The organism is Amycolatopsis ruanii (genome assembly GCF_003385175.1).
Taxonomy (GTDB): domain Bacteria; phylum Actinomycetota; class Actinomycetes; order Mycobacteriales; family Pseudonocardiaceae; genus Amycolatopsis_E; species Amycolatopsis_E thermalba.
The window spans coordinates 42,084-53,349 of the sequence record NZ_PQHY01000050.1; the positions used below are offsets into that span (position 1 = coordinate 42,084).

Annotated in this window: 11 protein-coding genes and 1 pseudogene; 7 read left to right on the forward strand and 5 right to left on the reverse strand. The window is 70.6% G+C overall.

Going from position 1 to position 11,266, the window contains the following annotated elements:
• Positions 1 to 33: 33 nt before the first annotated feature.
• The gene (locus D0D28_RS24000) at positions 34 to 1,197 is read right to left on the reverse strand and encodes an ROK family transcriptional regulator (RefSeq protein WP_116112568.1); all 1,164 of its coding nucleotides are present in this window, start codon (positions 1,195 to 1,197) and stop codon (positions 34 to 36) included.
• A 77-nt stretch (positions 1,198 to 1,274) separates the two neighbouring features.
• On the opposite strand from D0D28_RS24000, the gene D0D28_RS24005 reads away from it, so the two are divergent.
• From D0D28_RS24005 to ggh, 5 genes are read left to right on the forward strand one after another with little or no spacing between them, the layout of a single operon-like run.
• Positions 1,275 to 2,594 carry an ABC transporter substrate-binding protein gene (locus D0D28_RS24005; protein ID WP_116112571.1) on the forward strand — a complete coding sequence of 440 codons (1,320 nt, stop codon included), beginning with the start codon at positions 1,275 to 1,277 and terminating at the stop codon, positions 2,592 to 2,594.
• Positions 2,594 to 3,469: a carbohydrate ABC transporter permease gene (locus tag D0D28_RS24010; RefSeq protein WP_116112574.1), complete on the forward strand. Its 876-nt coding sequence runs from the start codon at positions 2,594 to 2,596 to the stop codon at positions 3,467 to 3,469. The genes D0D28_RS24005 and D0D28_RS24010 overlap by 1 nt, the downstream gene beginning before the upstream one ends.
• Positions 3,466 to 4,314 carry a carbohydrate ABC transporter permease gene (locus D0D28_RS24015; RefSeq protein ID WP_094007487.1) on the forward strand — a complete coding sequence of 283 codons (849 nt, stop codon included), beginning with the start codon at positions 3,466 to 3,468 and terminating at the stop codon, positions 4,312 to 4,314. The genes D0D28_RS24010 and D0D28_RS24015 overlap by 4 nt, the downstream gene beginning before the upstream one ends.
• A 9-nt stretch (positions 4,315 to 4,323) precedes the next feature.
• Positions 4,324 to 5,400, forward strand: a complete 1,077-nt coding sequence (locus D0D28_RS24020; protein WP_116112577.1) for an ABC transporter ATP-binding protein — start codon at positions 4,324 to 4,326, stop codon at positions 5,398 to 5,400.
• Complete coding sequence (ggh, locus tag D0D28_RS24025) at positions 5,401 to 6,792, forward strand: glucosylglycerate hydrolase (protein WP_116112579.1); 1,392 nt, start codon at positions 5,401 to 5,403, stop codon at positions 6,790 to 6,792. It begins immediately after the preceding gene.
• A 61-nt stretch (positions 6,793 to 6,853) separates the two neighbouring features.
• On the opposite strand, the gene D0D28_RS24030 is transcribed toward ggh, so the two are convergent.
• The 4 genes from D0D28_RS24030 to D0D28_RS24045 all read right to left on the reverse strand — a co-directional run bounded on the left by D0D28_RS24030 (position 6,854) and on the right by D0D28_RS24045 (position 10,142).
• Positions 6,854 to 7,714, reverse strand: a complete 861-nt coding sequence (locus tag D0D28_RS24030) for an amino acid ABC transporter permease (RefSeq protein WP_116112582.1) — start codon at positions 7,712 to 7,714, stop codon at positions 6,854 to 6,856.
• Complete coding sequence (locus tag D0D28_RS24035) at positions 7,711 to 8,358, reverse strand: amino acid ABC transporter permease (protein WP_094007491.1); 648 nt, start codon at positions 8,356 to 8,358, stop codon at positions 7,711 to 7,713. Before D0D28_RS24035 ends, D0D28_RS24030 begins: the two co-directional genes overlap by 4 nt.
• 87 nt (positions 8,359 to 8,445) lie before the next feature.
• Positions 8,446 to 9,357 carry a glutamate ABC transporter substrate-binding protein gene (locus tag D0D28_RS24040; RefSeq protein WP_094007492.1) on the reverse strand — a complete coding sequence of 304 codons (912 nt, stop codon included), beginning with the start codon at positions 9,355 to 9,357 and terminating at the stop codon, positions 8,446 to 8,448.
• Positions 9,358 to 9,413: 56 nt separating this feature from the next.
• Positions 9,414 to 10,142 (reverse strand): amino acid ABC transporter ATP-binding protein, encoded by a 729-nt coding sequence (locus D0D28_RS24045; protein WP_198958323.1) that lies wholly within the window; start codon positions 10,140 to 10,142, stop codon positions 9,414 to 9,416.
• 258 nt (positions 10,143 to 10,400) lie between these two features.
• On the opposite strand from D0D28_RS24045, the gene D0D28_RS24050 reads away from it, so the two are divergent.
• Together D0D28_RS24050 and D0D28_RS24055 are read left to right on the forward strand one after the other, a co-directional pair.
• Positions 10,401 to 10,637 carry a hypothetical protein gene (locus D0D28_RS24050; protein WP_116112585.1) on the forward strand — a complete coding sequence of 79 codons (237 nt, stop codon included), beginning with the start codon at positions 10,401 to 10,403 and terminating at the stop codon, positions 10,635 to 10,637.
• Positions 10,638 to 10,715: 78 nt separating this feature from the next.
• Positions 10,716 to 11,219 (forward strand): annotated as a pseudogene (locus D0D28_RS24055) (tRNA (N6-isopentenyl adenosine(37)-C2)-methylthiotransferase MiaB); the annotation flags it as partial.
• Positions 11,220 to 11,266: the final 47 nt, after the last annotated feature.

Below are 11,266 nucleotides of genomic sequence, written 5' to 3' on the forward strand. Positions count from 1 at the left end.
AGCCGCACTTCCCCGGCGAGGATGCGGTGGTGGCTACAGCGCCGCCATCGCATCGACCGTCTCCGGGGCCAGGACCTCGTCCGCGACGAGGCCCGCCACGCCGGTCAGCGTGGTGTCGACGCCGAGCGTGCAGGGCCCGATGTCGAGGCTGTCCAGTGAACTGGTGTGCGCGCCGGCCAGCACCACCTCGCGCAGTCCCTCCAGGAACGGCGGCAGCACCCCGATCGCCCCGCCGACCCGCACGTACCGCGGGTTCACGATCGTCACCACGGTCGCCAGCACCGTGCCCACCAGCCGGCCCGCCTCGCGCGTCACGCGGACCGCCTCGGGGTGACCGGCGCGCACCCGGCGCAGCACATCCTCCGCGCTGCGCACCCCCGTCGGCCGCAGCGTGCGGATCACCGCCTGGCCGCTGGCGATCGCCGACACGCAGCCCCGCCGCCCGCAGTCGCAGCGCAGGTCGGAACCCTCGATGCGGATGTGCCCCACCTCGCCGGCGCACCCGGTCTCGCCGCGGTGCACCCGCCCGGAGATCACCATCCCCGCGCCGATCCCGGTGCCGACCTTCACCCCGACCAGCGCCGCGCGCGGCCGGTTCATCTCGCAGTACGCGCCGAACGCCAGCGCGTTCGCGTCGTTCTCCAGGAACACCGGCACCGACAGCGCGTCGGTGAAGGGGTCGCGCAGCCGGACCCCCCGCCACTCCGACATCGACGGTGGCGCGATCGTCGTCCCGGTGTCGTGGTCGATCTGCCCCGGCACGCTCAGCCCGAACGCGCACAGGCTGTCCGCGCGCCCGGCCTCGGCCAGCAGCCTGCGCCCGGCGTCCAGCAGGAACGACAGCGTCTCCGCCGGCCGGTGCCCGGCCTGCAGCGGGCGACGCACCTGCCCGAACACGGTGCCGCGCAGGTCCACCGCGGCGATCGTCGCGTGCCGCTGGCCGATGTCGCCCACCAGCGCGGTCCGGCCCACGTCGTCGGCGGCGAGCATCTCGGCGGGCCGCCCGCCGCTGGACGCGCGGTGCCCGACCTGGCGCAGCAGCTTCAGCCGCTGCAGCACGTCGAGCCGTTCGACCAGGGTCGCGCGGGACAGGCCGGTCCGGTCCTGCAGCTGCTGCCGCGTCAGCGGTCCCTCGTCGCGCAGGATCGCGAGGATGTGGCCGGCCGAGGTGGGCGAGCCGGTGCGTGCCGGGGGCATGTTGACAGGATCTCCCGCGAGGACTTATGTTCAATGACCAGACAGAAGTGTAGACGGCGACATCGGGGTGGAACTGAATGCGCGCGGCCAGCCTGACCGGCAGCGGCCCCACCCGTCGTACCGTCCTCCGGGGGGTCTTCCTGGCCGGCGCCGCCTCCATGGCCGCCGGGTGCGTCGGATTCGCGACCACGGGCGGCGGCGGCATGGTCTTCCTGTCCACGCAGTTCCGGCCGGTAGCCGAGGCCGAACGCTTCCGGACGTTCCTGGCCGGGACCTTCCCCGGATCGGTGAGCTACGTCACCATCGAGGAGGGCCCGTTCGCCAGCCAGGTGCAGAGCCAGGTCGGCGCCGGGCGCACCCAGGTCGGCCTGCTCGGCGGCTCGCACAGCGACCTCGCCCCGCTCGCCGGCGAGTACCTGGAGGACGTCTCCGGCGTGCCGGCCGGCCACGGGATCCCGGACGAGTTCCTGGCGCTGGCCAAGGCCGGCACCCAGCAGTCCTGGTACGTCCCGTGGGCGCAGGCCAGCTTCGTGCTCGCCGCGCACGAGGACGCCCTGGCCCACCTGCCACCGGGCGCGGACCCGGACACCCTCACCTACGACCAGTTCCTGGACTGGGCGATCGCCGCCCGCCGCGCCAACGGCAACCAGCCGATGCTGGGCCTGCCGTGCGGGCCGAAGGGCCTGATCCACCGCTTCCTGCAGGGCTACCTGCTGCCCTCGTTCACCGGCGGCCAGATCACCACGTTCCGCTCGCCGGAGGCCGTCACCGCGTGGCAGTACCTCAAGGAGCTGTGGGCCAACACCAGCCCGTCCAGCACCACCTACGACTTCATGCAGGAGCCGCTGCAGGCGGGCGCGGCGAAGATCGGCTGGGACCACGTCGCGCGCCTGGTGTCCGCACCCGGCGGCCAGCCGCAGCGGTGGCGCATGCTGCCCGCGCCGCGCGGCCCCCGCGGCCTGGGCTACATGGCCGTCGTGCTCGGGCTCGCGATCCCCAAGGGCAGCACCGACCGCCGCCAGGCCGAGCAGGTGATCCAGGCGCTGTCGGCGCCGCAGGCGCAGACCGGGCTGCTGCGGTCGAACGGGTTCTTCCCGGTGGTGGACGCGCCGATCCCCGCCGACCTGCCGCCCGCCCTGCAGATGGAGGCCGGCGCGGTGCAGCGCCAGCGGGACGCGCCCGGCTCGATCCTGTCCCTGCTGCCGGTCGGCCTGGGCACCCGCGAGGGCGAGGTCACCAAGGCGTTCAAGGACTCCTTCCAGGCGATCGTCCTCGACGGAGCGGACATCCGGTCGACTTTGGACAGTCAGGCCCGGGTGTTGCAGAAGGTGTTCGACGATCTGAAGGTGCCGTGCTGGGCGCCCGATCCGCCCGCCGAGCGTTGCGAGGTGGCCTGATGGCCGTGGCCGTCCTGGAAGCACCGAAGAGGCGTCGCCTGGCCGGTTCGCCGTGGCTGCTGCTCGCGCCGTCGGTCGTGTTCATGCTGGCCCTGTTCGGCTGGCCGGTGATCCAGGCGCTGATCTCGGCGTTCACCGACGGCTCCGGGTTCACGCTCGCGGCGTGGGACCGGCTCTTCGGCGACCCGTACTTCCTGAAAGCGCTGCGCAACACCCTGCTGCTGATCGTCATCGTGGTGCCGGTCCAGCTCGTGCTGGCCGTGGCGATGGCGCTGCTCGTGCAGGCCCGGCCGAGGTTCCTGTCCGGCCACTTCTACCTGTGGACCATCCCGCTCGCGGTGTCCGAGCTGGCCGCCGGCCTGGTGTGGCTGTCGGTGTTCGACAGCCGCGGCTACCTCAACTCGCTGCTGGTGTCGTGGGGGATCTCCGGCACCGGCGTGCAGTGGCTGACCTACACCAACACGTCCACCATGCTGCTGGCCGTGGTGATCGCCGAGATCTGGCGCGCCACGTCGCTGGTGTTCGTCATCGTGGTGGCCGGCATCCAGATGGTGCCGAAGGACTTCGACGAGGCCGCGCAGGTGTTCGGCGCGACCGCGTGGCAGCGGTTGTGGCACGTGACGCTGCCGCAGCTCAAGCCGAGCCTGCAGGTCGCGCTGATCCTGCGCACGATCCTGGCGCTGCAGGCGTTCGCGGTCGCGCAGGCGCTGACCGGGCGGGACTTCCCGCTGCTGGTCGGGGAGACCTACCAGTGGTACGTCAACCTGCAGAACCCGGCCGTCGCCAGCGCGGCCGCGCTGGTCGTGCTGGCGCTCTCCCTCGCCACGGCGCTGTTCTACCTGCGCACCATGCGGCAGCGGGAGGCGGCCAGGTGACCACGACCCTGCCACCGATCGACCGGGCGCCGCTGCGCCGTCGTCGTCGCCGCGCGATCGCCGTCCAGGTCGCGTGCGTGCTGATCAGCCTGTTCATGGTCGTGCCGATGATCCTGATCGGGCTGGCCGCGGTGTCCTCGCCGCAGGCGCTGCTGGAGTTCCCGAAGCCGCTGATCCCGAGCGCCTTCTCCGCCGACACGCTGCTGGCGTTCATCCAGGCCACCGGCACCGTCCCGGCGCTGGGCAACTCGCTGCTCGTCGGCGTCTACACGGTCGTGCTGTCGCTGCTGGTCGGCGCGCCCGCCGGGTACGCGCTGGCGCGCCAGGTGTTCCGCGGCAAGGACGCCTACCAGGTGTTCATGCTGCTGGCCCGCGCGCTGCCGATCGTGGTGCTGTCCGTGCCGCTGGCGACGATGTTCCTGAACTTCGGCGTCTACGACACGGTGTTCTCGGTGACGCTGCTGCACACCACGCTCGCCATGCCGACCACCGTGCTGATCAGCGCGAGCATCTTCGTCTCGGTGCCCACCGACGTCGAAGAGGCCGCCCGCGTGTTCGGCTGCAGCCGGTTCGAGGCGGCGCGCCGGGTCGTGTTCCCGCTCGCGCTGCCCGGACTGGCGGCGTCGTCGATCTTCACGTTCGTGTTGTCCTGGAACGAGATCCTCGGCGCCGCCGTGATCACGCTCGGGCACCGGACACTGCCCGCCCAGGTGCTGGCCTCGCTCGGGGAGGCGCCGCAGGCCTACCGGTTCGCCGGCGGCTTCGCGCTGATCCTGCCCGCGCTGGTGTTCATCTTCGTGATGCGCCGGTACCTGGTGAACATGTGGGGGACCACGCTGCGATGAGGGAGCGCCATGGCTGAGGTCGTCTTGCACGAGCTCGTGAAGACCTACCCGGGCGGCACCGCGCGCGCCACCGACGAGGTGTCGCTCGAGGTGGCCGACGGTGAGTTCATGGTCCTGCTCGGCCCGTCCGGCTGCGGCAAGACCACGCTGCTGCGGATGGTGGCCGGGCTGGAGACGCCGGACTCGGGCCAGATCGTCATCGGCGGCCGTGACGTCACCTACCTGGAACCGCGGCGGCGCAACCTGTCCATGGTGTTCCAGTCGTACGCGGTGTTCCCGAACAAGAAGGTCGCCGACAACATCGGCTTCGGCCTGCGCGTGCACGGAGTGCCCGCGGACGAGGTGCGCAAGAAGGTCGAGTGGGCCGCGGAGCTGCTGCAGCTCACGCCCTACCTGGACCGGTACCCGGCGAAGCTGTCCGGCGGTCAGCGGCAGCGCGTGGCGGTGGCGCGGGCGATCGTGATGGACGCCGACGTGCTGCTGATGGACGAGCCGCTGTCCAATCTGGACGCGCTGCTGCGGCTGTCCTTCCGCGCCGAGCTGAAGAAGCTGGTCAACGAGATCGGCGTGACCACGCTGTACGTGACGCACGACCAGGTCGAGGCGCTGTCGCTGGGCGACCGGGTCGCCGTCATGCGCGAGGGGCGCATCGCCCAGTGCGGCGACCCGGTCGCCGTCTACACCGAACCGGCGGACGAGTTCGTCGGCGGGTTCCTGGGCAGCCCGCCGATGAACTTCCTCACCGGGACCGTCAGCGAGGACGGCACGCGGATCGACTTCGGCGGCCAGACCCTGCCGGTCCCGGCCGCGCTGAAGACGTTCCAGGGCAAACGGTTGCGGCTCGGCATCCGGCCCGAGTCGATCTCCGTCGAACCCGCATCGGACGGCCTGCGTGGCGACGTGCAGGTCTTCGAGCCGCTGGGGTCCTCGACGCTGCTCACCACGGAGCTGTGCGGGCAGGTACTGAAAGTCCAGGCACCGGCGAGTTTCCGCGCCGAACCCGGCCAGACCCTGAAGCTGGGCCTGCCGCCGGAGCAGTGCCGGTGGTATGACCCGGAAACCCAGCTCCTGTTGGAGGCGAAGTAGATGACCGTCGACGTCAGCCGACCCCCGGAAGGAGCCGCCGGCGGCAGTAGACCGGTCCGCTACGCCAGGCCCACCCTGGCGGCGCGGGCCGCCCGGGTGCTGAGGGACAACGACACCGGCGCCGGGGTCACCGCGGCGCCGCGGCTCTACCCGCACATGTGGAGCTGGGACGCCGCGTTCATCTCGATCGGCCTGGCGCGGCTGGACCTGCCGCGCGCGGTCGCCGAGCTGGAGACCCTGTTCAAGGCGCAGTGGCGCAACGGCATGGTGCCGCACATCGTCTTCACCGACGACGACGCCTACTTCCCCGGTCCGGACCGGTGGGGCACCGACACCGCGGTCGACGGGCCGCGGAACGTGCGCACGTCCGGGATCTGCCAGCCGCCGGTGCACGCGATCGCCGTGCAGCGGATGCTGGAGATCGCCCGCGCCTCCTCGCCGCAGGACCGCGCCGACGCCGAGCGGTTCGCTCGCTCGATCTGGCCCGCGCTGTACTCCTGGCACCGCTGGCTGGTCGAGTACCGCACCCCGGGGGCGAGCGGGCTGGTCGCGATCGTGCACGGCTGGGAGTCCGGAATGGACAACTCGCCGCGCTGGGACGTGCCCTACGCGGCGGTCAACCCGGGGGAGGAGCTGCCGCCGTACGTGCGCAAGGACGTGCGCATCATCGGCGACCCGAGCGAGCGGCCCACCGACAAGGAGTACGACCGCTACCTGTGGCTCATCGAGGAGATGCGCCGCGCGGGCTACGACCAGAAGGAGATCGTGCGCAGCTCCAGCTTCCTGGTCGGGGACGTGTTCATCACCGCGCTGTTCGCGGTGTCCTGCGACGTGCTGATCGAGCTGGGCACCGAGTTCGGCCAGCCCGCGTCGCAGCTCGCGGACCTGGCGGACTGGGCGGCGCGGGCGCGCGAGGCGGTCGCGGCCAGCTGCCACTCGGTGTCCGGCATGGCGCGGGATCGCGACCTGCGTGCCAACCGGTGGCTGGACACCCAGACGATCGCCGGGTTCTCGCCGCTGCTGTGCGGGGGCGCGCCGGACGAGGTGCAGCTGCGGCTGCTGTCGCTGCTGGACAGCGACCGCTGGTGCGGGCACCCCGGCCTGCTGGCGCCGGTGCCGCCGTCGGTGTCGCCCATGCGGCCCGGCTTCAACCCGCGCCAGTACTGGCGCGGTCCACAGTGGCCGGTCGTGAACTGGCTGTTCGGATGGGCGTTCGAACGCCGCGGCTGGCACGAGCGGGCCCGCAAGCTGCGCGAAGCCGGCCTGCGCCTGACCGACGACGGCGCGTTCGGTGAGTACTACGAACCGTTCACCGGCGAGCCGCTCGGCAGCACCGACCAGAGCTGGACGGCGGCCGTGGTGCTCGACTGGCTCTGCGCCGACGCGGACTGACCCGGACGAACAAGAGGGGCGTGGCGATCGCTCGCCACGCCCCTCTTCGCTGTCGCGCGGATCAGGCCACGCCCACGACCTCCTCCGTCGTCGGCGGGCGCCGGGTTTCCACGTGCTTCTTGCTGCGCCGCTGGCGGCGTTCGATGTAGGTGGCCAGCGCGGTGAGCAGCAGGCACAACGCGATGTACATCGCCGCCACCACGAGGGTCGACGGGACGATCGGCCGGCCGAACGAGCCCTGCGAGCCGATGTAGCGGGCGTAGTACAGCAGCTCCGGGTAGGTGACCAGGAACCCGAGCGCGGTGTCCTTGAGCAGCACCACCAGCTGGCTGATGATCGTCGGCAGCATCGACCGGACCGCCTGCGGGATCAGGACGAGCGTCATCACCTGGGTCTTGCGCATGCCCAGCGCGTAGGCCGCCTCGCTCTGCCCCTTGGGCAGCGCCAGGATGCCGGCGCGGAACACCTCCGCCAGCACCGAGCCGTTGTACAGGGTCAGGCCCAGCACCACCGCGGCGAACGGCGGCAGGGCCACGCCCAGCACCGGAGCGCCGTAGTAGAAGAGGAACATCAGGATCAGCAGCGGGATGGCGCGGAAGAACTCGACGACCGCGGTCGAGACACCGCGCACCCACGCGTGATCCGACAGCCGCCCGGCGGCGAAGATCGCGCCGAAGACCAGCGCCAGCACGGCGCCGAGCGCGAAGGCCTGCAGGGTCGCCAGCAGCGCGTCCACCAGGTCGCGCTGGACCTGGGCGTACTGCAGCCACTCCCAGCGGCGGGCGGAGAACTGGCCGCTGTCGATGAAGCGCCAGATGATGTAGGCGATCACCGCGGCGACGATCAGGGTGCCCAGCACGGCCAGCGCCCGGTAGCGGGCGCGGGCCTTCGGGCCGGGGATGTCGAACAGGACGTTGCTCATCGCGCCACGCTCCAGCGCTTCTCGAGGGCCCGCTGGATGAAGGACAGGACCGCGACCAGGATGATGAACCCGAGCGCGACCCACAGCAGGCCGATCAGCTGGTTGTCACCGCGCTCGGACAGGTACTGCCGGATCGCGCCGGCCTCGGCGACGGAGAACCCGGCGGCGATGGTGGTGTTCTTCAGCAGCGCGATGAGCATGCTCATCAGCGGCGGCACCACCGAGCGGATGGCCTGCGGCAGCACGATCTGGCCGAGGATCTGGGTGAAGGTCAGCCCCAGCGCGCGGGCGGCTTCGGCCTGCCCGACCGGGACGGTGTTGATGCCCGACCGCACGACCTCGCAGATGAACGCCGAGGTGTAGAGGGTCAGCGACACCACCGCGGCGGTGAAGTACGACAGGTCGATGATGTCGAGCAGTGGGTAGGCGAACACCAGGAACACGAACACCAGCGTCAGCGGTGTGTTGCGCACCAGCGTCACGTACGTGGCGCCGACCGCGCGGAACACCGGGACCGGGCTGACCCGCAGGCCGGCCAGGAACGTGCCGAAGATCAGGCTCGCCACTCCCGAGATCAGGAACAGCTTGATCGTGGTCCAGAAGAACGGACCGTAGAGGTCCATGTTGTCGAGCAGGACGTCCATCGGGCCTTCCCCGCCGCGGTTGGTGTGGAACTAGTGGAAAGGGAGTGGCCGGTGAGCGCACCCGCGCTCACCGGCCACAAGGGAGTGTCAGTAGCGCTGGATCGCCGGCGGCGTGGCGGCCGAACCCGACTTGCCGAGCGTGGCGTCGTAGATCTTCTGCCAGGTGCCGTCGTCGATGGCGGCCTGCAGCAGGTCGTCCACCTTGCCGCGCAGCGCGGCGTCGTCACGGGGCAGGCCGATGCCGTAGGGCTCCTGCGAGAACGTCTTGCCGACGACCTTCAGGTTGTCCGGGTCCTGCGCGGCGAAGCCCTTGAGGATCGCGTCGTCGGTGGTGACGGCGTCGACCTCCTTGGTGATGAGCTTCTCGACGCACTGCGAGTACTTCTGGAACTCGACGATGTTCGCCGCCTCGGTCAGCTGCTGGTCGCGCACGCGCTGGATCGGGGTCGACCCGGTCACCGAGCAGACCTTCTTGCCCTTCAGGGTCTCCGGTCCGGTGATCGAGGTGTCGTCCTTGCGGACCAGCAGGTCCTGACCGGCCATGAAGTACGGGCCGGCGAAGGAGACCTGCTGCTTGCGCTTGTCGGTGATGGTGTAGGTGCCGACGTAGTAGTCGACGTTGCCGTTGGTGATCGCGGCCTCACGCGCGGCCGAGTCGACCGTGGTGAAGGTGATCTTGCTTTCGTCGAAGCCGAGGCCGGCGGCGACCAGCTTGGCGATCTCGATGTCGAAGCCCTCGAACTTGCCGGTGGTCGCGTTCTTCTGGCCCAGGCCCGGCTGGTCGTCCTTCACGCCGATGGTCAGCTTGCCCGCGCCCTTGATCTTGGCGAAGGTCGGCGAGCCGGCCACGTCCACGTTCTGGGCCACCGTGTAGGTCGGCAGCGCGGCGGCGTCGGTTCCGGTGTCCCCGGTGCCGCCGGAGGGGGCGCCCTCCTTACCGCAAGCGGTCAGCGTCAGTGCGCCGACCAGCAGGCCCGCTGCCAGGGTGCGGATCTTCATCTGGATTCCTGTTCTCCCGGGATCGGGCGGCGCCGATCGGGCGCCGCGGAACTCACTTAGTGCGTCAGGATCTTGCCGAGGAAGTCCTTGGCGCGGTCCGACTTCGGCTTCGTGAAGAACTCGTCCGGCGACGCGTCCTCGACGATCTCCCCGTCGGACATGAACACCACGCGGTTCGCGGCGCGACGGGCGAAGCCCATCTCGTGCGTGACCACGAGCATCGTCATGCCCTCCCTGGCCAGCCCGGTCATGGTGTCCAGAACCTCCTGGACCATCTCCGGGTCCAGGGCCGAGGTGGGCTCGTCGAACAGCATCACCTTCGGCTTCATCGCCAGCGCCCGCGCGATCGCCGCGCGCTGCTGCTGACCGCCCGACAGCTGAGCCGGGTACTTCTCCGCCTGGTTCGCGATGCCCACCCGGTCCAGCAGCTGCATCGCGGTCTTGCGCGCCTCCTCCTGCCCGATCTTGCGGACCTTGACCGGCGCGAGCATCACGTTCTCGACGATGGTCTTGTGCGCGAAGAGGTTGAACGACTGGAAGACCATGCCGACCTCGGCGCGCAGCGCGGCCAGCGCCTTGCCCTCCGCGGGCAGCGGCTGACCGTCCACCTCGATCTCGCCGGAGTTGATCGGCTCCAGCCGGTTGATCGCGCGGCACAGGGTCGACTTGCCGGAGCCGGACGGCCCGAGCACCACGACGACCTGCCCCTTGGGCACCTCGAGGTTGATGTCCTTGAGCACGTGCAGGTCACCGAAGAACTTGTTCACGCCCGCAGCCCTGATCATCGCTGGTGCTGACGTAGCTGTGCTCATCTGCCCTCCATAGCCCGGCTCACTCGGCGATCTAACACCGTGACGCGGCCCCGCGCCCGTAAATCGAATCAAACGCAACCTAGGTGTCATCCGTTTTGGCCGGTTCCGGACGCACGGTGACCCCGGGTGCCGGTTACTGTAGTCAGGCGAGCGGCCCAGCTCGGAGGGGGTCGCTTCGCTCGAACGGGGCATCGCGCTGCGCTCGGTGTCGTCACGTTCGATACTCGATTCGTGACCGCACGCAACCTCCGCACGACGGCCGCCGCGCTCGTGCTGGGCGCGGGGCTGTGCACGCTCGCCGCCGCCCCGGCCGACGCCGACGGGGTGAGCCTCAAAGCCGGCCCCTACCGCACCCAGGCGGACTGCCAGTCGCAGCTGCCGTCCTGGCCGGGCCACATCTGCACGTTCATCCCGGACCTGCTGCCCGGGCCGATCCCGGAAGGCTGGTACGTCGCGCTGCGAACCTGACGCGCGCGAAGGCGGGCAACCCCGAAGAGTTACGCTGGTAGCCGTCATGGCTTGTCTTACCAGCGAACACGGTGCCCGATGAACGGTGGCAAAACCTACCAGATCCGCACGTTCGGCTGCCAGATGAACGTGCACGACTCCGAGCGGCTCGCGGGCCAGCTGGAGGAGGCGGGCTACGTTCCGGCGGGCGCCGGCGACGCGCCCGACCTCGTCGTGTTCAACACGTGCGCGGTGCGCGAGAACGCGGACAACAAGCTCTACGGCACCCTCGGGCACCTGCGCCCGGCCAAGGACGCCAACCCGGACATGCAGATCGCCGTCGGCGGCTGCCTGGCCCAGAAGGACCGCGGCGAGATCGTCAAGCGCGCGCCGTGGGTGGACGTCGTGTTCGGCACCCACAACATCGGCGCCCTGCCGGTGCTGCTGGAGCGCGCCCGGCACAACGCCGAGGCCGAGGTGGAGATCCTCGAATCGCTCGAGACGTTCCCCTCGACGCTGCCGGCGCGGCGCGAGTCGGCCTACTCGGGCTGGGTGTCGATCTCGTTGGGCTGCAACAACACGTGCACGTTCTGCATCCTGCCGTAGCTGCGCGGCACGGAACGCGACCGGCGGCCCGCCGAGGTCCTGGC

What these genes read in the sequence shown, in the direction of transcription:
- D0D28_RS24005 (WP_116112571.1), top strand. Translation starts at nt 1,275, where the DNA reads ATGCGCGCGGCCAGCCTGACCGGCAGCGGCCCCACCCGTCGTACCGTC.
- D0D28_RS24045 (WP_198958323.1), bottom strand. Translation starts at nt 10,142, where the DNA reads ATGATCAGGGCTGCGGGCGTGAACAAGTTCTTCGGTGACCTGCACGTG.
- D0D28_RS24000 (WP_116112568.1), bottom strand. Translation starts at nt 1,197, where the DNA reads ATGCCCCCGGCACGCACCGGCTCGCCCACCTCGGCCGGCCACATCCTC.
- D0D28_RS24030 (WP_116112582.1), bottom strand. Translation starts at nt 7,714, where the DNA reads ATGAGCAACGTCCTGTTCGACATCCCCGGCCCGAAGGCCCGCGCCCGC.
- D0D28_RS24010 (WP_116112574.1), top strand. Translation starts at nt 2,594, where the DNA reads ATGGCCGTGGCCGTCCTGGAAGCACCGAAGAGGCGTCGCCTGGCCGGT.
- ggh (WP_116112579.1), top strand. Translation starts at nt 5,401, where the DNA reads ATGACCGTCGACGTCAGCCGACCCCCGGAAGGAGCCGCCGGCGGCAGT.
- D0D28_RS24020 (WP_116112577.1), top strand. Translation starts at nt 4,324, where the DNA reads ATGGCTGAGGTCGTCTTGCACGAGCTCGTGAAGACCTACCCGGGCGGC.
- D0D28_RS24040 (WP_094007492.1), bottom strand. Translation starts at nt 9,357, where the DNA reads ATGAAGATCCGCACCCTGGCAGCGGGCCTGCTGGTCGGCGCACTGACG.
- D0D28_RS24035 (WP_094007491.1), bottom strand. Translation starts at nt 8,358, where the DNA reads ATGGACGTCCTGCTCGACAACATGGACCTCTACGGTCCGTTCTTCTGG.